This window comes from Ruania zhangjianzhongii (assembly GCF_008000995.1).
GTDB classification, from domain to species: domain Bacteria; phylum Actinomycetota; class Actinomycetes; order Actinomycetales; family Beutenbergiaceae; genus Ruania; species Ruania zhangjianzhongii.
Genome location: NZ_CP042828.1, coordinates 2,664,522 through 2,682,219, shown reverse-complemented (window position 1 = coordinate 2,682,219; position 17,698 = coordinate 2,664,522). Strand labels below are relative to the sequence as shown.

At 70.2% G+C, this 17,698-nt stretch carries 14 protein-coding genes; 9 read left to right on the top strand and 5 right to left on the bottom strand.

All coding sequences use genetic code 11. The features are described from left to right. The first annotated feature begins 15 nt into the window (after positions 1-15). Genes glgX through treZ form a run of 3 tightly spaced genes read left to right on the top strand, consistent with a single transcriptional unit; the run spans position 16 to position 6,415 of the window. On the top strand, positions 16-2,145 hold the full coding sequence (glgX, locus tag FU260_RS12430) for a glycogen debranching protein GlgX (protein WP_147917352.1): 2,130 nt from the start codon (positions 16-18) through the stop codon (positions 2,143-2,145). Then, complete coding sequence (gene treY, locus FU260_RS12425; RefSeq protein ID WP_147917351.1) at positions 2,142-4,619, top strand: malto-oligosyltrehalose synthase; 2,478 nt, start codon at positions 2,142-2,144, stop codon at positions 4,617-4,619. The genes glgX and treY overlap by 4 nt, the downstream gene beginning before the upstream one ends. After that, positions 4,616-6,415 carry a malto-oligosyltrehalose trehalohydrolase gene (treZ, locus tag FU260_RS12420; protein WP_147917350.1) on the top strand — a complete coding sequence of 600 codons (1,800 nt, stop codon included), beginning with the start codon at positions 4,616-4,618 and terminating at the stop codon, positions 6,413-6,415. Before treY ends, treZ begins: the two co-directional genes overlap by 4 nt. Here the strand turns inward: treZ and FU260_RS12415 are convergent. Together FU260_RS12415 and FU260_RS12410 are read right to left on the bottom strand one after the other, a co-directional pair. After that, positions 6,370-7,149 carry a fructosamine kinase family protein gene (locus tag FU260_RS12415; RefSeq protein WP_147917349.1) on the bottom strand — a complete coding sequence of 260 codons (780 nt, stop codon included), beginning with the start codon at positions 7,147-7,149 and terminating at the stop codon, positions 6,370-6,372. The genes treZ and FU260_RS12415 overlap by 46 nt on opposite strands. A 9-nt stretch (positions 7,150-7,158) precedes the next feature. Beyond that, positions 7,159-8,058: an aminodeoxychorismate lyase gene (locus FU260_RS12410; RefSeq protein ID WP_235912327.1), complete on the bottom strand. Its 900-nt coding sequence runs from the start codon at positions 8,056-8,058 to the stop codon at positions 7,159-7,161. 134 nt (positions 8,059-8,192) lie between these two features. On the opposite strand from FU260_RS12410, the gene FU260_RS12405 reads away from it, so the two are divergent. Together FU260_RS12405 and FU260_RS12400 are read left to right on the top strand one after the other, a co-directional pair. Further along, entirely contained in the window at positions 8,193-8,621 is a 429-nt protein-coding gene (locus FU260_RS12405) for an HIT family protein (protein WP_147917348.1), read from the top strand. 99 nt (positions 8,622-8,720) lie between these two features. Next, positions 8,721-9,194 carry a universal stress protein gene (locus FU260_RS12400; protein WP_147917347.1) on the top strand — a complete coding sequence of 158 codons (474 nt, stop codon included), beginning with the start codon at positions 8,721-8,723 and terminating at the stop codon, positions 9,192-9,194. Here FU260_RS12400 and FU260_RS12395 read toward each other — a convergent pair. Both FU260_RS12395 and FU260_RS12390 read right to left on the bottom strand, forming a co-directional pair. Next, the gene (locus tag FU260_RS12395; RefSeq protein ID WP_235912326.1) at positions 9,191-10,000 is read right to left on the bottom strand and encodes a MerR family transcriptional regulator; all 810 of its coding nucleotides are present in this window, start codon (positions 9,998-10,000) and stop codon (positions 9,191-9,193) included. The genes FU260_RS12400 and FU260_RS12395 overlap by 4 nt on opposite strands. A 40-nt stretch (positions 10,001-10,040) precedes the next feature. Further along, the gene (locus FU260_RS12390; protein ID WP_147917346.1) at positions 10,041-11,279 is read right to left on the bottom strand and encodes a carboxylate--amine ligase; all 1,239 of its coding nucleotides are present in this window, start codon (positions 11,277-11,279) and stop codon (positions 10,041-10,043) included. Positions 11,280-11,388: 109 nt separating this feature from the next. On the opposite strand from FU260_RS12390, the gene FU260_RS12385 reads away from it, so the two are divergent. The 4 genes from FU260_RS12385 to FU260_RS12370 all read left to right on the top strand — a co-directional run bounded on the left by FU260_RS12385 (position 11,389) and on the right by FU260_RS12370 (position 16,652). Further along, positions 11,389-11,967, top strand: a complete 579-nt coding sequence (locus FU260_RS12385; RefSeq protein WP_235912325.1) for a DUF3000 domain-containing protein — start codon at positions 11,389-11,391, stop codon at positions 11,965-11,967. Beyond that, the gene (locus FU260_RS12380) at positions 11,964-13,202 is read left to right on the top strand and encodes an HRDC domain-containing protein (RefSeq protein WP_147917345.1); all 1,239 of its coding nucleotides are present in this window, start codon (positions 11,964-11,966) and stop codon (positions 13,200-13,202) included. Before FU260_RS12385 ends, FU260_RS12380 begins: the two co-directional genes overlap by 4 nt. A 199-nt stretch (positions 13,203-13,401) precedes the next feature. Then, positions 13,402-14,616: a thiolase family protein gene (locus tag FU260_RS12375; protein ID WP_147917344.1), complete on the top strand. Its 1,215-nt coding sequence runs from the start codon at positions 13,402-13,404 to the stop codon at positions 14,614-14,616. Next, entirely contained in the window at positions 14,613-16,652 is a 2,040-nt protein-coding gene (locus tag FU260_RS12370) for a 3-hydroxyacyl-CoA dehydrogenase NAD-binding domain-containing protein (RefSeq protein WP_147917343.1), read from the top strand. The genes FU260_RS12375 and FU260_RS12370 overlap by 4 nt, the downstream gene beginning before the upstream one ends. On the opposite strand, the gene FU260_RS12365 is transcribed toward FU260_RS12370, so the two are convergent. Then, a complete protein-coding gene (locus FU260_RS12365; protein ID WP_147917342.1) occupies positions 16,628-17,683 on the bottom strand; it encodes a ribose-phosphate diphosphokinase in 1,056 nt (351 codons plus the stop codon). The two genes, FU260_RS12370 and FU260_RS12365, sit on opposite strands and share 25 nt — an antisense overlap. Between the last annotated feature and the right edge of the window lie 15 nt (positions 17,684-17,698).

The following is a 17,698-nucleotide window of genomic DNA, read 5'->3' as shown; positions in this document are numbered from 1 at the left end:
TGGCACGCTGTGAGAATGCGTACCTGGCCCGGACAGCCCTATCCACTCGGCGCCACGTTCAACGGCAGCGGCACGAACTTCGCCCTGTTCTCGAGCGTGGCGGAGAAGGTCGAGCTGTGCTTGATCGACGACGACGGCACAGAGGAGCGTATCGACGTCACCGAGATGGACGCGTACGTGTGGCACGCCTACGTGCCCGGGGTCAGCCCGGGCCAGCGGTACGGCTACCGGGTGCACGGCCCCTACGACCCCGACGCCGGGCACCGGTGCAACCCCGCCAAGCTGCTGCTCGATCCGTACGCCAAGGCCATCGACGGACAGATCGACGGGGACGAGGCGCTGTTCTCCTACCACTTCGGTGACGACTCCGGCGAGATCAACGAGGCGGACTCCGCACCGCACACGATGACGTCAGTGGTGATCAACCCGTTCTTCGACTGGGAGCACGACCGTCCGCCGGACCACGAGTACCACGAGAGCGTGATCTACGAGGCGCACGTACGCGGCCTGACGATGCTGCACCCGGAGGTGCCCGAGGAGATTCGCGGTACCTACGCGGCACTCGCCCACCCCGCGATCATCGAGCACCTGGTGGATCTGGGGGTGACCGCACTGGAGCTGATGCCGGTGCACCAGTTCGTCCAGGACCCGCCCCTGATCGACCGCGGCCTGCGCAACTACTGGGGCTACAACACCATCGGCTTCTTCGCCCCGCACAACGGGTACTCCGCCTGGGGCTCACGCGGTGAGCAGGTGCTGGAGTTCAAGAGCCTGGTCAAGGCACTGCACGCCGCGAATATCGAGGTGATCCTCGACGTCGTCTACAACCACACCGCCGAAGGCAACCACCAGGGCCCCACGCTCTCCTTCCGCGGCCTGGACAACGCCACCTACTACCGGCTCGTCGATGACGACAAGGCGCACTACTTCGACACCACCGGTACCGGCAACTCCCTGCTGATGCGCTCCCCGCACGTACTGCAGCTGATCATGGACTCGTTGCGCTACTGGATCACCGATATGCATGTGGACGGGTTCCGGTTCGACCTGGCCGCCACGCTGGCCCGACAGTTCCACGAAGTCGACAAGTTGTCCTCGTTCTTCGACATCATCCAGCAGGACCCGGTGATCTCCCAGACCAAGCTGATCGCCGAACCGTGGGACCTGGGCACCGGCGGCTACCAGGTGGGTGGCTTTCCCCCGTTGTGGACCGAGTGGAACGGCAAGTACCGGGACACGGTCCGCGACTTCTGGCGTGGTGAGCCCTCCACGTTGGGTGAGTTCGCCAGCCGGCTGACCGGGTCCTCAGACCTGTACGAGCGCACCGGGCGCACGCCGATCGCCTCGATCAACTTCGTCACCGCGCACGACGGATTCACCCTGGCGGACCTGGTCTCCTACAACGACAAGCACAACGAGGCCAACGGTGAGGACAACAACGACGGCGAGAGCCACAACCGGTCCTGGAACTCCGGCGTCGAAGGCCCCACCGACGACGAGGAGATCCTCCAGCTGCGCAGGCGGCAGCAGCGCAACTTCCTCACCACCCTGCTGATCTCCCAGGGGGTGCCGATGCTCTCCCACGGCGACGAGGTCGGGCGCACCCAGCAGGGCAACAACAATGTCTACGCCCAGGACAACGAGCTGTCCTGGATCGACTGGGAGAACGTCGACGAACCGCTGCTGGCATTCACCCGGCAGCTGATCGCGTTCCGCGCCGAACACCCGGTGCTGCGCCGCCGCCGGTTCTTCAACGGTTCCACCTCGGCCGCGAACGGACTGCCCGAGCTGCCGGACATCGCCTGGTTCGAACCGAGCGGGGCACCGATGGACACCGAGGCGTGGACCACCTCCTACGCCCGCTCCCTGGCGGTATTCGTCAACGGGGAAGCGATCGATGAACCGGATATGACCGGTGGTCGGATCATCGGCGACTCGCTGCTGGTCTTCGTCAGTGCCAACGCCGAGCAGCTCGAGTTCACCCTGCCGGGTGCGGACTACGGTGCGTCCTGGACCCCGGTGCTCAGTACCGACACCGAGCTGGACCTTCCCGATGAGCTTCAGGCAGGGGCCACCCTGACGATCACCGGGCGCTGCATCGTGATCCTCGCCCGCCAGCCCAGCAACGAGGAGCCTTCTGCGTGAGCACCCGTATCCCGGTCTCCACGTACCGGCTGCAGCTCGGCCCGGACCTGACCTTCGCCGATGCCGCCGGTCTGCTCGACCACCTGGTCACCCTCGGCGTCACCGACCTGTACCTCTCCCCCATCCTCACCGCCGCACCTGGATCGACGCACGGCTACGACGTGGTGGACCACACCCGGATAAGCGAGGTGCTCGGTGGCCGGGACGGCTTCGAGGCGCTGGTGCGAGCGGCCCGGGAACGGGACCTGGGCATCGTGGTGGACGTGGTGCCCAACCACATGGCGGTCCCGACCCCCGCCAGCCACAACCGGGTGCTCTGGGACGTGCTCACCCATGGGCCGGCATCGGCCTACGCCGACTGGTTCGATGTGGACTCCTCCGAGTCCGACCAGGTCCTGATGCCGGTGCTCGGTGAGCGGATCGGTGCGGCCCTGGCCTCCGGTGCGCTGCGGGTGGACCACGTGGACGAGCCCGAGGCACACCTCGGGCCGGACCGCCCGGTGCTGTGCTACTACGAGCACCGGTTCCCGATCCGGGAAGGCACCGAGCACCTGCCGCTGGAGGAGCTGTTGGAACGCCAGCACTACCGGCTGGCCTACTGGCGGGTGGCCAGTGAGGAGCTGAACTACCGCCGGTTCTTCGACGTCGGCTCGCTGGTCGGGCTGCGGGTGGAGCGGCCTGAGGTGTTCGAGGCTACGCACGCGCTCATCCTCGAGCTGGTGACCGGCGGCCTGATCGACGGGCTGCGCATCGACCACCCGGACGGTCTGGCCGACCCGGGCGAGTACTTCCGCCGGTTGGCTGAGGCGACCGGCGGCGTGTGGACGGTCGCGGAGAAGATTCTCGAACCGCACGAGGACCTGCCGTCCGGCTGGTCGGTCGCCGGGACCACCGGGTACGACGCCGCCTGGCGGATCGGCCAGGTGCTCACCGACCAGGCGGGGTCCCTGCCCCTGGGCGGGGTGATGGCCACGCTCACCCCGGATGCGCTGGGAACTCTGCCGGCGCTGATCACCGATGCGAAGCGGGAGGTCATCACCACCTCGCTGCGGGCGGAGCTCCATCGGCTCGCCTCGCTCCTCGCCGAGATCTGCGACGACGACATCCGGTTGCGCGACCACACCCTCGGCGCCATCACCGACTGTGTCCGCGAGCTCGTCGTCGCCTGCCACCGATACCGCGCCTATCTCCGGCCCGGGGAGCCGCTCGATGCCGCCACGGCAACCCTGGTGCACGGCTGGGCCGAGCAGGCAGCCACGGCGCTGGATCCCGAACGGCACGAGACCCTGGCCGTGGTGACCGCGCTGATACTCGGCCAGGAGGCCGGTAGCGCCGGGCGCCGGGGAGAGGAGCGCCGGGACGAGGCGGTGGTGCGGTTCCAGCAGGTGTGCGGAGCGGTGATGGCCAAGGGGGTCGAGGACACCGCGTACTACCGGTGGACTCACCTGACCAGCCTCTGCGAGGTGGGTGGAGCGCCAACCTCCTTCGCGGTGGAACCGGACGAGCTGCATGCCTGGAGCGCACGCACTCAGCAGCTCTACCCGCACACGCTGACCGCGCTCAGCACCCATGATGCGAAGCGTGGCGAGGACGTCCGTGCCCGGATCGGCGTGCTGGCCGAGCTCGCGCCGGAGTGGGTGGAGCTGGTCCAGCTCCTGCGCACCAGCACCGCCGGCGCCCGACCGGCCGATCTGGACGGCCGGACCGAGAACCTGCTCTGGCAGACGCTGGCCGGGACCTGGACCGCCGAGGGGCCGCTGGCCGCCGAGCGGTTCAGTGACTACCTGGTCAAAGCCTCCCGGGAGGCGAAGGTCTGGACCAGCTGGACCGCACCGGATGACGACGGCGAAGCCGCCTTGGTCTCGTTCGCCCACCACGTCCTCGGCTCGGCCGAGGTGGCCGCCGCGATGTCCGCGTGGACCGACCGCACGGCGGAGGCGGTCCGCACCGCGATCCTGGGTGCGCGCGCCGTGCAGCTGACCATCCCCGGGGTGGCCGACACCTACCAGGGCACCGAGGTGACGACGGTGGCCCTGGTCGACCCGGACAACCGGCGGCCGGTGGACTACTCGCCGATCACCGAAGACCTCGCCCGGCTCGATGACGGCGCCGGGCCCTGGGACCTGAGTAGCGAAAAGCTACGGATGACCGCTGCCCTGCTCCGGCTCCGCCGTCGACGGCCGGAGGTCTTCGTCGGTGTCGACGCCGGCTACCAGGTGCTGCGCACCTCCACCGGGCACGCGGTAGCGTTCGCCCGGACCGTGGCCGAGGCGCCGCAGGTGGTCACCGTGATCACTCGGCGCCACCACCAGCTGCGGGCTGTTGGCGGGTGGGGCACGCACAGCCTGGTGCTGCCCGCAGGGCGCTGGCGGGACGTGATCACCGGCGCTGAGCACCCGGCCGGCGAGGTGTCGCTCGCCGACCTGCTGCGCAGCGGACCGGTCGCCGTGCTGGAGCAGCTGGAGCCGCGATGAGCACCGAACCCTTACGGGTCTGGGCCCCGAACGCCAGCCGGGTCGAGGTCGAGCTGAGCACCGGCCGCGAGTCGATGCACCCCGACGGCGACGGGTGGCACACCTTTCGCCCGCTGGAACACGGCGAGGACTACGCCTTCGTGCTCGACGGCGAGGGCCCGTTCCCCGATCCACGCAGTCCGTGGCAACCCGATGGGGTGCATAGCGCCTCCCGGCACTTCGACACCACCCGGTTCGCGTTCACCGATGCCGGCTGGCGGGGACGGGACGCCCGCGGCGCGGTGATCTACGAGCTGCATCTGGGCACCTTCACCGCCGAGGGCACGCTCGCCTCCGCCACCGAGCGGCTACCCGACTTGGTGGCTCTCGGCGTCCAGCTGGTGCAGCTGATGCCGGTGGCCGCCTTCGAGGGCGAACGCGGCTGGGGATACGACGGCGTGGACCTGTACGCGGTGCACCGCGCCTACGGCGGGCCGGAAGCGCTCCAGGCGTTCGTCGACACCGCCCACGGTCTGGGCCTGGCGGTCAGCCTGGACGTCGTCTACAACCACCTGGGGCCCGCCGGTAACTATCTCGCCCAGTTCGGCCCGTACTTCACCGATGCGCACCACACCCCCTGGGGTCAGGCGGTGAACCTGGACGGCCCCGGCAGTACCGGTGTGCGCGCGTTCATCATCGACAACGCCGTGCGCTGGCTCCGCGACTTCCACCTGGATGCGCTCCGCCTCGATGCCGTGCACGCACTGATCGACGACTCACCCACGCACCTGCTCACGGAGCTGGCCGACGCGGTCGCGGACCTGTCGGTCGAGCTCGGCCGGCCGCTCAGCCTGATCGCCGAGTCCGACCTGAACGACGTGGTCATGGTCACCCCGACCACCGCCGGCGGGCTCGGGATGACCGCGCAGTGGGCGGACGACGTGCACCACGCGATCCACGCGTTCCTCACCGGAGAACGGCACGGCTACTACGCAGACTTCGGTGCGGTGACGACGCTGGCGAAGGCGCTCACCGAGGTGTTCGTGCACGACGGCGGCTACTCCACCTTCCGTGGCCAGGACTGGGGCGCCCCGGTGCCGGCGGACACCGACGGTCACCGGTTCGTCGTCTCCACCACCACCCACGACCAGGTGGGTAATCGCGGCCTCGGCGACCGGCCGGCGGCCAGCCTGGACGATGCCCAGCTCGCCGTGTCGGCAGCCCTGCTGCTCTGCGGACCGTATACGCCGATGCTGTTCATGGGCGAGGAGTGGGCCGCCAGCACCCCCTGGCAGTACTTCACCGATCACGCCGATCCCGAGCTCGCCGCCGCCGTCCGGGCCGGCCGGGAGCGCGAATTCGCCGAACACGGCTGGCAACAGATCTACGGCCAGGGCGACCTCACGGTCCCCGACCCGCAGTCCCCGGCCACGATGGCCGCTAGCGTGCTGGACTGGGGCGAGACCGGCACCGGTCGGCACGCGGCGATCCGGGACTTCTACACCCGGCTGATTGCGCTCCGCGCGCAGGAAGCGGACCTGGCCACCGGCGATCGGACCGCCACCGGCGTCGAGCACGATCCGGAGGGAACCTGGCTGGTGCTCACCCGGGGCCGGGTGCAGGTGGCGATCAGCCACGCCCCCGGCGGTGCACCGGTGGAGATTCCGCTGCCCGGAGCGGCCGCGATGACCACCCTGCTCAGCTGGGAACCACCGGTCGCGGTGACCGGCGCAGGGATCACCCTCCCACCGGTCGGTGTGGTGATCCTGCGTCAGGACAGCAGCGAGTCCACCCGAGTCCGGGTCGCCGAGGCGTAGTTGCCGCCGAACAGCAGCGCGTGCACCAACAGCGGGAACAGCTGGTGCAGCCCGATCCGGCTGCGCCAGTCCGGAGCCAGCCTGCCGGCCTCGGCGTAGCCGGCGAGAATCTCGCTCAGGTGCGGGGCGCCGAACAGCTCCAGCATCGCCAGGTCGGCTTCTGGGTGCCCACCGCAGGCGGCCGGGTCGATCAGGGTGACGCCGTCGGAGGTCCAGAACAGGTTCCCGGCCCACAGGTCGCCGTGCAGCCGTGCCGGGAGCACCGGCCGACCGTCCTGGTCATCCCACCGACCGGCAGCCAGTTCTGCGCACACCCGGGACAGGTCCGCGGCGAGCGACTCGTCGATCGCGCCGGCCTGCCGGCACCGCTCGGTCAACGGCCAGAGACGACCCTCGGCGTAGAAGGTGCCGAACCGCTCCGTGGTGACCTCCGGGAGCGGCAACGGATCGGACATCGGGCCGAACCAGTAGCCGGCTGCGCCCGGTGGCAGTGCTCCGAACGCCTCGGCACCGGCGGCGTGGGTCGTGGCCAGCCCGCGCCCGAAGGTGCGTGCCGCGTCCGGGTCCGGACGGACTGGCTGCAGCCGGTCCAGTACCAGCGCGGAGTCCTCCACCCGGTGCACCCCGACCACCGGCGCCCCACCGGCTGCGGCGAGCCAGCCGAGGCCGGCCGCCTCGGTGACGAAGAACCCTGGTGGCGCCTCTCGCCGCGACTTGGTGTAGCTCACGGGCATGGAGAGGCCTCAGGACCCGGAGCGGAGATAGGCCTGCAGCTCGGCGGTGAAGTCCCGGTCCACGCTCAGCTCACGGCCGTCAATGCTTCGGACCGGCGCGCACAGCCGAATGCTGGAGCACAACCACACCTGGGTGGCCGCGTGGAGCTCGGCGGCCGGCACCGGGCGAGCGTGGGTGCGCAGTCCGCGTGCGGCCGCGAACGCGAAGACCTCGGTCTGGGTGGTGCCGGGCAGGATGCCCTGATCAGTGGCCGGAGTAATCAGCGTGTCACCGTCGCGGAGCACCACGGTCGAGGTCGGGCCCTCCAGCACGAACCGGTCCGAGCTGACGAAGATCGCATCGTCCGCGCCCCGGCGCCGGGCCTCGCGCAGGGCGGCCATGTTCACCGCGTAGGAGGTGTACTTCGCCCCCTGCAGCAGCCACGGCGAGGTGACCGCGACGTCCGAGGTGTACCCCCGGTCCAGGGTCACCACGCGGACCCCGTCGGTGCGTACGGCGTCCATATTCGCGATCGCGAAGGCGAGCACCCATCCGGTGCACGTCTGCGCCTGCTCCACTCCTCGGGTCAGCACCATCTTGACCGCGAGGTCGGTGCTCCCACCGGCAGCATCGATCGCCTCGAGCGCGGCGGCACGCCAGACGTCGAGCCGCGGCGCAGGCAGATCCAGCAGGGCCGCGGACCGAGAAAACCTGTCCAGGTGCGGCTCCAGCTGCCGGGGCTGTCCGTCGAACACGCCGATCGTCTCGAACACCCCGTCGCCGCGGCTCGCGCCCAGATCGTCGACCCGGAGCTGCGGTGTGGCCGGGTCGGCCGGGGTATAACCGGTACCGGTCAGCGGTTCACTCTCGGTGGGCGCGTCGACGATGAGCAAGAGCGGTAACTGTGGCGCGGTGGAAGGTGTACTCACTCTCGCAGGATAGCCACCCCCGGACTACCGACCACAAGGTCACGCAACATCGGGCATCGGTGACCGGTTCTACAGGACCTTGTGGGTGCGGCGAGCCGCTAGCGTGGGGACACCGCACACCCAAGGAGGAATCCGTGGCCAGTCTCTTCACCCGCATCATCGCCGGCGAGATCCCGGGTCGGTTCGTCTGGACCGACGAGCGGTGCGTCGCCTTCGCGACCATCGAGCCGCTGCAGCCCGGTCACATGATGGTGGTGCCGCGGGAGGAGATCGCGCACTGGGTGGACCTGCCGCCCGATCTGGCCGCGCACCTGTTCGCCGTCGCGCAGACCATCGGCAAAGCCCAGCAGCAGGCGTTCACCCCGAACCGGATCGGGCTGCTGATCCAGGGCTATGAGGTCCCACACACGCATGTGCACGTGTGGCCGAGCCGGTCCGCTGCCGACTTCGACCTCAGCGCCGCTGCCACCGACGTCCCCGGTAAGGACCTGGACGCGGCCGCCACCACGCTGCGCCAGGCGCTCCGCACGGCCGGGCACGCAGCACACGTGCCGGAAGACTAGCCTCGCTCCGGACCCGGTGCACCGGCCGATCTGGACCAGTACGGCACTTGGCTGGCCAACGCCGGGCGCGGGCCGCCGTCGCACGTTTATGCTCGAGGCATGGCCACGATCATCGTCCTCACCGAGGAAGCCCTCAGCGACTACGACGTGACGAAGCTCCGGGAGCTGTACTCCGGCGCCACCTTCCACGTGCTCGTGCCGGCCGACACTGAGCGGAACGTGATCTCGGACATCATCAACCACCTCAGCCTGTTCGAGCTGCGGGAGGCCTGGGAAGCCCTGACCGAGCGCACCGAGCCCGCCGAGGCCCGGCAGGAGGCGGACGAGGCACTGGCGACCACCCTGCGGCAGCTGACCGAGGCTGGCCTGGAAGCAGAGGGGTACGTGGTGCCCGACGATCCGCTCCCGGCGGTGACCCAGGCGGTGAACAACCTGGACGCCGACGAGCTGGTGGTGATCACGCGCCCGCACGCCGTGGAGGACACCTTCCACGCCGACTGGGCCTCCCGCGCCCGGGAGGAGCTCGGCCTGCCGGTCCTGCACCTGTACGCCGGAATGAACCGGCTCGGCTAACGCGCCACCACCGGGGCCTGCAGCAGCACCGGGCCAGCAGCGGTGACCACCTGCCGGTACACGCCACTGGTCCGCAGGCCCCGCTCCGCCAGCCGGCTGTCGATCGCGATCCACGCATCGCCCACATCCCCGGGGGCTTCCGCGAACGTGACGGTGACGCCGTCGGCCACCGCTGCCAGATCCAGACGCTGCAGGCCGGGTACCTGCTCCTCGCCGGGATGGCCGGCGGCCACACCGATGTACTCCTCCGACCGGCCGTCGTAGACCAGCACCAGGTCGACGGCGGAGCTCGCCGTGGCAGGAATCGTCTCCCGGAGCGTGCGCAGCACCTCCGTCACCGCAGCACCGATCTCGGATTCATCCAGCACTCGGGTGCTGGCTGCGTTCAGTCCGACGCCAGGCAACGGGCTCAGCTCCAACGTACTGCTGATCATCGCGTGTCCCTTCTCGAAGGCCAGCAGGCGCGAACGCACCTGGGCCAGGCGGGCTGAGTCATCGTCGATCTGGGCCACGAGCTCACGCTCACGGGACTGCAGCAGCGCCACCAGGCGCTCCTCAGTCAGGCCGGCATCCAACAACCCGCCGATCGCCTCCAACCCGAAACCGAGCGCCCGTAAGGACGCCACGGCTCGGACCCGGCCGATCTGGCTCGGGGCGTAGCGGCGATAGCCGGTGGTCTCGTCCACCGCGGCCAGCTCGACCAGTCCGAGGCTCTCCCAGTGCCGCAGCATCCGGCGGGTGGTGCCGGTGGTGCGGGCGATCTCTCCGATGCTCAACATGACGCCGCCCATCTGATCCCGTGACACGGTGTCAAGGTCAAGACCGCTGCCGGTGACCGGCGCGCGGTCAGAATCCCGAGTCGGTCGGCCGGCGGTAGAACCGCCAGAGTCCGCGCAACTGGTTCACCTGAGCGAGGATCCGGTACCACCAGCGCTTGAGGTTGCGGTCCGCGGCGTAGGCCAACGGGTGCACTGCCCGGCGACGGCGGAGCACGGCTCGCGCTCGGCGCAGCAGCTCCCGATCGCGTACGTACCGGCGAAGCACGAACGTGGGGATGTAGGCGTAGATGCCCGGGGTGGTAGCCCGCTGGGTAGGCAGTGGCTCGTCGGTGACGAAATCGGCCACCACGCTGCGCGCGGCCGAAGCGCCGCCGACCCCGGCGTAGTAGTGCGAGCGGCCGGGGCGCGGGTTGATGTCCAGCAGGTAGGCGAGGCCGTCCCGGGAGTCGACCTTGTAGTCGATGCTGGCGAAGCCGCGGTAATCGACTGCGTCCAGCACGGCGGTGGCCTGGGCGATCAGCTCCTCGTCGTAGTCGACCATGATGATCGCGGAGTTGCCGATGAACGTGGGCTGGTGCATGGCGAGCAGCACCCGGCCGGAGGCGGCCATGGTGATCTGGCCCCGGCCGTCCCGGTACAGGTTGACCACCCGGTTATAGGCGTCATCACCCAGGATCAGCTGCTGCAGCAGCATGGTGCCGGTGTACCCGGCGGCGGCGATCCGCTCCAGCTCGGTGACGAGCTCAGCAGGGTCGTCGAGGCGGTACACCTTGCGATGCCCGGCGAACTCCAGCTCCTCGAACTCGGCACCGGCGAACGGTTTCATCACGATCGGGAAGGTCAGCTCGGCCGCAGCTGTGCGCCAGGTCTCCGGGTCCGCGGACGGGTCGACCTCCACTGTCGCCGGTGTGGGAATGCCCAGGCGCTCGGTCACCTGGTACATCGCGGTCTTGTTCGCGAGGGTGGCGATGGTCCGCTCCGCCGCGTACGGCACCACGTAGTGCCGTTCGATCCGCTCCCGGTGCCGGAGCACGAAGGCGAGCTGGTGGTCGGAGTTCACCACCAGCACAGGCGTGGCCTCCGGCTCCTGCTCGGCCACTCGCTGGAGAGCGGTCAGGATCTGTTCATCGCTGGAGCCCGATCCGGTGAAGACGTTCCGCACGATCGCCGAATCGTTGACCGGCCCGCGGGGCAGCTCGCTGATCACCACGGAGGTGACGCCGAATGCTTCGTGGAAGGAGCGCGCCATCGCGTAGATGCCGAGGTCGGTGCCGAGCAGCACTGGCCGGGGCGAGGTGGGACTCATCCGGACGTGGACCTCCTTGATGCGGTACCGGTGGGCGGCGGTGAGTCTACCGGCTCCCTCTCGGCGCGCCCTGTCCGCCCAGATGCTGTACGCGGCCTAGCCTGTACACGTGAACGTGCAGCGCACCCCGGTCGCGCCTCCGGACTTCGAGGCCGCCCTGCTGAGCCTGCGCGGGCACCGGATGCGGCCCGAGTTCCATCTCGAGGAGATCCCGCCGCCCACCCGGATCGCGCCGTACGCGCTGGCCCTGACCGGTGAGGTGAATCCGAGCCGAGATCCGGACGAGCTGCTCGGCTCCGGGCGGTTCGTGGTGCTCTATGACCCGGAGGGTCAGGAGGCGTGGAACGGGGAGTTCCGGGTGATCGTGATGGCCAGAGCCACGCTGGAGGCAGAGTTCGCCGGCGACCCGATGCTCGGCGAGGTCGGCTGGTCCTGGCTCACCGACGCCCTCGAGGCGCAGGAAGCGCCCTACCACTCGCTGTCCGGCACCGTCACCCGGGTACTCTCGGAGACCTTCGGCGGACTCGAGCTGCGCTCTGGTGAGGTGGAGATCGAGATCCGGGCCTCCTGGACGCCTCGCACCACCGATCTCGCACCGCACCTGCGGTCCTGGGCGCTGATGACCTGCCAGGCCGCCGGGCTGCCGCCGATGCCGGACAACGTCAGCCCGTTGAAGCCGAAGCGATGAGTGCTGCAGATACCCCGGAGAGCGACCAGACGCTGACGCCGCTGACCGAACCCGCCGACGGGTTGACCGGCGTGGTGGACACCCCGGCCGCTCTCGCCGAAACCATCGACGCCTTCGGCGCCGGCAACGGGCCGGTGGCCGTGGACGCCGAACGGGCCTCCGGCTACCGGTACGGGCAGAGCGCCTATCTGGTTCAGCTGCGCCGGGAGGGCTCCGGGACGGCGTTGATCGACCCGCAGGCGGTCCCCGACTTGAGCGAGCTGTCCGCGGCGATCGCCCCGGCCGAATGGGTGCTGCACGCCGCGAACCAGGACCTGCCCTGTCTCGCCGAAGTAGGCATGACTCCCGCCACCCTGTTCGACACCGAGCTGGCCGCCCGGCTACTCGGCTACGAACGGGTAGGTCTGGCCACGATGGTGGCCGCCGAGCTTGGCTTGGAGCTGGCCAAGGAGCACTCGGCGGCCGACTGGTCCACCCGGCCGCTGCCGGAGAACTGGTTGCGCTACGCCGCACTGGACGTGGAGGTGCTGGTCGAGCTCCGGACGAAGCTGGCTGCCGAGCTGTCCGACGCCGGCAAGCTGGACTGGGCCACTCAGGAGTTCGAGGCGGTGCGCACGGCGCCCCCACCGCCACCGCGGCGCGAGCCGTGGCGGCGCACCTCCGGCAGCCACCAGGTCCGGGACGGGCTGGGTCTGGCAGTCGTGCGCGAGCTGTGGAACGCGCGGGACGCCCAGGCACGCAGCGCCGACATCGCCCCGGGCCGGGTGCTCACCGATGCCGCGATCGTGGCTGCTGCGGTGAGCCGGCCGGCCACGATGCCTCAGCTGGCTCAGCTGCCCGGCTTCCGCACCAAGAACGCCGCCCGCCGGATGCGGACCTGGTTCGAGGCGCTGCAGCGGGCCAAGGACCTGGACCCGTCCCGCTACCCCTCCCGGCGCGCGCCTGCCTCGGACACGCTACCGCCGCCGAAGGCGTGGAAGGACCGCAATCCTGAGGGGGCGCAGCGCCTGGTGCTGGTGCGGGCCACGGTGCGCATGCTCGCCGAGGAGCTGCACCTGCCACAGGAGAACCTGCTCACCCCGGAGTATCAGCGCCGGCTCGCCTGGTCACCCCCGAAGGACCTCAGCACCGAGTCGGTGGCGGACTACCTCCGCGGCCTCGGTGCCCGAGACTGGCAGGTGCAGGCGGTCGCCGACGCCCTCAGCCACGAGCTGGTCACCGCCACCGACCACTGATCCCACCCCACCCAGCTGCCCGCCCTCCCCCGCGCGTCGCCACTCCTGCCGGGTGCGATGACGGTGGACCCATCGTTGGCGACCACTCGACGCGCCGGTCTGTGCCAAGCCATGGGCAGCGTTCCCCTCCACCTGGTACTAGAGTGGGACGAGAAGTACCTAGTACTCACAGTCTCACTGAGGTGACCGGGAGGTCCTGATGCCACTCCTCGGCCGTGACGTCGTGCTTGTCGACGCGCTCCGATCCCCGTTCGGCCGCGCCAGGCCGGACGGTTTGTACGCCCACACCCGTGCCGACGACATCGCCACGGCGGTGGTGCGCGATCTGCTCCGCCGCCATCCGCAGCTGCCGCCGGAGCAGATCGACGAGGTCGCGATCGCTGCTACTTCTCAGGTCGGCGACCAGGGCCTGACTCTCGGCCGCACGGTCGGCGTGCTCGCCGGCCTGCCCGGAACGGTGCCCGGCTACGCCATCGACCGGATGTGCGCCGGGGCGATGACCGCCGTCACCAGCGTGGCCGCGCAGATCGCGATCGGTGCCGGGGACGCCGCCATCGCCGGCGGGGTGGAGCACATGGGGCACCACCCGCTGGGGAAGGATGCCGACCCGAACCCCCGGTTCATGACCGAACGCCTGGTCTCCACCGACGCCCTGGTGATGGGCGCCACCGCGGAGAACCTGCACGATGCCTACCCCGCCCTCACCCGGGCCCGCGCCGATGCCTATGCCGAAGCCTCCCAGCGCAAGTACGCAGAGGCCCTGGCCGCCGGCCACATCGATCCGGACCTGGTGCCGGTCGGTGTGCCCGACCCCGAGCGTGGCTGGGGCCTGGCGTCTGCCGATGAGCCGCCCCGCCCGGGCACCACCGTCGCCGGGATGGCCGATCTGCCCACACCCTTCCGCCCGGGCGGCCGGGTCACTGCCGCCACCTCCTCACCACTGACCGATGGCGCCACGGCCGCCTTGCTCACCTCCGCCGACCTGGCCGCCGAGCACGGCCTGGCCCCACGGGCCCGACTGGTCTCCTACGCCTACGCCGGGGTGGATCCCGCACTGATGGGTCTCGGCCCGGTGCCGGCCACCCGGAGAGCCCTGGAGCGGGCCGGGCTGCAGATCTCCGACATCGGCCTGTTCGAGATCAACGAGGCGTTCGCCGTGCAGGTGCTCGCGTTCCTGGACGCCTTCGATCTGTCTGACAACGACCCTCGGGTGAACCCCTACGGCGGCGCGATCGCCGTCGGCCACCCGCTGGCCGCCTCCGGCATCCGGTTGATGAGCCAGCTCGCCCGCCAGTTCGAGGCCCACCCCGAGGTGCGTTACGGCCTGACCACGATGTGCGTGGGACTGGGTCAGGGCGGCTCGGTGATCTGGGCCAACCCGCACCACACCGACGAGAAGGAGACCCAGCGATGACCGAGCGGATCACCCGCGCCCTCGTGCGGGACGTGCAGCTGGCCGATCTGGGCACCCTCGCCCTGATCACCCTGGAGAACGGCGCCGGGCCGACGAAGCCGATCACCTTCGGACCAGAGGGGATGGCCGAGCTGCGCACGGCGCTCGAGCAGCTCAGCGCCCGTGCCGAGGCCGGCGAGATCGTCGCCGTCGGCGTCACCGGGAAGCAGTTCCACTTCGCCGCCGGCGCCGACCTGCATCAGGCCGCCCAGCTGACCACCCCCGAGGCCGCCCGGCAGATCGCCGAGATGGGCCACGAGACCTACACGATCCTCGCCGACCTGCCGGTGCCCACGTTCGCCTTCGTCGGCGGGGTTGCCCTCGGCGGCGGCCTGGAGCTTGCCCTGGCCTGTGACTACCGCACCGTGTCCTCCGCAGTGCGCGGGATCGGCCTGCCGGAGGTGTTCCTCGGTCTGATCCCCGGCTGGGGCGGCACCTACCACCTGCCCCGGCTGATCGGGATGGCCAATGCGCTGCAGGTGATCATCAGCAACCCGATGAAGCAGAACACCCAGCTGAAGTCCGCCCAGGCCGGCGAGCTCGGCATCGCCGACGCCGTGATCGACTCCGCGGACTTCCTCGCCGAGTCGATCCGGTTCGCCTCGGGTGTGCTCCGTGGCGAGATCACCCCACCCCGCCGGGAACCGACGTCCGCGGACGAGGCGCACGAGCTGATCAGCGCCGCCCGCGAGCAGGTGGACGCCCGCCTGCACGGCGCCGCACCCGCCGCCTACCGCGCCCTGGACCTGCTGGAGCTGTCCGCAACCAGTGAGCGGGCGGAGTGCTTCGAGGCGGAGAACCAGGCGCTCGCCGAGCTGATCTGCTCTCCCGAGTTCGCCGCGTCGGTATACGCCTTCGATCTGACCAGCCGCCGCGCCAAGAACCCCGCCGGTGCCCCGGATGCGGATCAGGCGCGCCCAGTCCGCAGCATCGGCATCGCGGGTGCCGGCCTGATGGCCTCCCAGCTCGCGCTGCTGTTCGCCCGCCGGATGCAGGTCCCGGTGATCATGCGCGACCTGGACACTGAGCGCACCGAGCGCGGCGTCGGCTATGTCCATGCCGAGCTGGACAAGCTGGTCGGCAAGGGCCGGATGGGCGACGCGGAGGCCAACCGGGTCCGCTCCCTGGTCTCCGGCACCACCGAACTGTCGGACCTCGCCCAGGCGGACTTGGTGATCGAGGCGGTGTTCGAGGAACTGAGCGTCAAGCAGCAGGTGTTCGCCGAGCTGGAGCAGGTGATCCGCCCCGACGCCGTGCTCGCGACGAACACCTCCGCCCTGTCCATCACCGCCATGTCGAGCGGGCTGGCGCACCCCGAGCGGGTGGTCGGCATCCACTTCTTCAACCCGGTGGCGCAGATGCCGCTGGTCGAGGTGATCCGCACCGAGAGCACTGACGACGCCGCTTATGCCACCGCGTTCGCCGTCGCCAAGGCGTGCCGCAAGTCCGCGATCGCCGTGGCCGATGCTCCCGGCTTCGTGGTGAACCGGTTGTTGGTGCGCCTGCTCGGCGAGGTGCTCGGCTCCCTGGAGGACGGTACCGAGGTTGCGGTGGCCGACCGGGCCCTACGCCCGATGGGCCTGCCGATGGGGCCGTTCCAGCTGCTCCAGCTGGTTGGCCCGGCCGTCGCCGGGCACGTGCTGGACACGTTGCGCGAGCAGCTCGGGGACCGCTACCCCACGTCACCGGGGCTGGAGCAGATGATTGCCGACGGCGCCCCGTTCGTGGCGTTCGAGTCTCGCCCGAGCGCCGCCTCACCTGTCGATGAGTCGATCGGCCGGTACTTCGGCTCCCGCGCCGAAGCCGGCGGCCAGGACGGGGCGGGGCTGCTCACCCGGGTGCAGCAGGCACTGGCCGAAGAGACGCAGCTCATGCTCGCCGAGGGTGTGGTGGCGGAGAAGGAGGACATCGACCTGGGCATGATCCTCGGCGCCGGATGGCCCTTCCACCTCGGCGGGATCACCCCCTACCTTCAGCGGGCGGGCGCGCTGGCGTAGTCCCGGCGCGGCATGGTCCGCCGGTCCGGTTCGAACAGGCTGGGCTGCGGGGGTGCGTGGGTGGGGTCGACGCCGTCGAACAGGCTGGAGACCGACTCCCCCTCGTGCACCCGCCGGATCGCCTCGGCGAACAGCTGCGCGACAGACCGGGTGGTCAGGTCGTGCCAGTCCGCCGGCGCCGGCACCGTGTCCGTGGTGACCACTTCGGTGATCATCGGGTGCTCAGTGAGCCGTTCCTGCGCGGATCCGGTGAACAGCCCGTGCGTGCAGGCGACCGAGGCTCCGGTGGCGCCGTCGGCGGCAAGGCGTTCCAACAGCGTGATGATCGAGCCACCGGTGGCGATCTCGTCATCCAGGATGATCGCCCGCTTCCCGGCCACGTCACCGACGATCGCGTCCACCACTACCCGGTCGTCACTCATCCGCTGCTTCGACCCGGCGGCCACCGGCAGCCCGAGCAACCGGGAGAACTGGGTGGCCTCCTTGGCGTTGCCCAGGTCCGGGGAGACCACGATCGAGTTGCTGAGGTCCTGCTCCCGGTAGTGGTCGGCGAGCACACCGAGGGCGGTGAGGTGGTCCACCGGCACAGAGAAGAAGCCGTGTACCTGCGGGGCATGCAGCGTCATCGTCAGCACCCGGTCCACCCCGGCGGTCTGCAGCATGTCCGCTACCAGGCGCCCGCCCAAGGAGATTCGGGACGCATCCTTCTTGTCCGAGCGGGCATAGGCGAAGTGCGGGATCACCGCCGTCACCTGGGCCGCCGACGCGCCGCGGGCGGCGTTCACCATCAGCAGGAGCTCCATCAGGTGGTCCTGGGTGGGCGGCACCAGTGGCTGCACGATGTACACGTCCCGCTGCCGGCAGTTGCTCAATAGCTGTGACTGCAGGCAGTCGTTGCTGAACCGCGAGGTCCGCGACGGTGCGACCTGCAGGCCGAGCTCAGCGCAGATGCGGTCTGTCAGCGCCGGATGAGCGCTGCCGCTGAAGACCACGATGTCGTTCGTGCCATCCCACCCGCCGGCGTGACGCATCCGGCCTCCCTTCGC

What these genes read in the sequence shown, in the direction of transcription:
- FU260_RS12365 (WP_147917342.1), bottom strand. Translation starts at nt 17,683, where the DNA reads ATGCGTCACGCCGGCGGGTGGGATGGCACGAACGACATCGTGGTCTTC.
- FU260_RS12370 (WP_147917343.1), top strand. Translation starts at nt 14,613, where the DNA reads ATGACCGAGCGGATCACCCGCGCCCTCGTGCGGGACGTGCAGCTGGCC.
- FU260_RS12390 (WP_147917346.1), bottom strand. Translation starts at nt 11,279, where the DNA reads ATGAGTCCCACCTCGCCCCGGCCAGTGCTGCTCGGCACCGACCTCGGC.
- FU260_RS12400 (WP_147917347.1), top strand. Translation starts at nt 8,721, where the DNA reads ATGGCCACGATCATCGTCCTCACCGAGGAAGCCCTCAGCGACTACGAC.
- glgX (WP_147917352.1), top strand. Translation starts at nt 16, where the DNA reads ATGCGTACCTGGCCCGGACAGCCCTATCCACTCGGCGCCACGTTCAAC.
- FU260_RS12375 (WP_147917344.1), top strand. Translation starts at nt 13,402, where the DNA reads ATGCCACTCCTCGGCCGTGACGTCGTGCTTGTCGACGCGCTCCGATCC.
- FU260_RS12415 (WP_147917349.1), bottom strand. Translation starts at nt 7,149, where the DNA reads ATGCCCGTGAGCTACACCAAGTCGCGGCGAGAGGCGCCACCAGGGTTC.
- FU260_RS12380 (WP_147917345.1), top strand. Translation starts at nt 11,964, where the DNA reads ATGAGTGCTGCAGATACCCCGGAGAGCGACCAGACGCTGACGCCGCTG.
- treZ (WP_147917350.1), top strand. Translation starts at nt 4,616, where the DNA reads ATGAGCACCGAACCCTTACGGGTCTGGGCCCCGAACGCCAGCCGGGTC.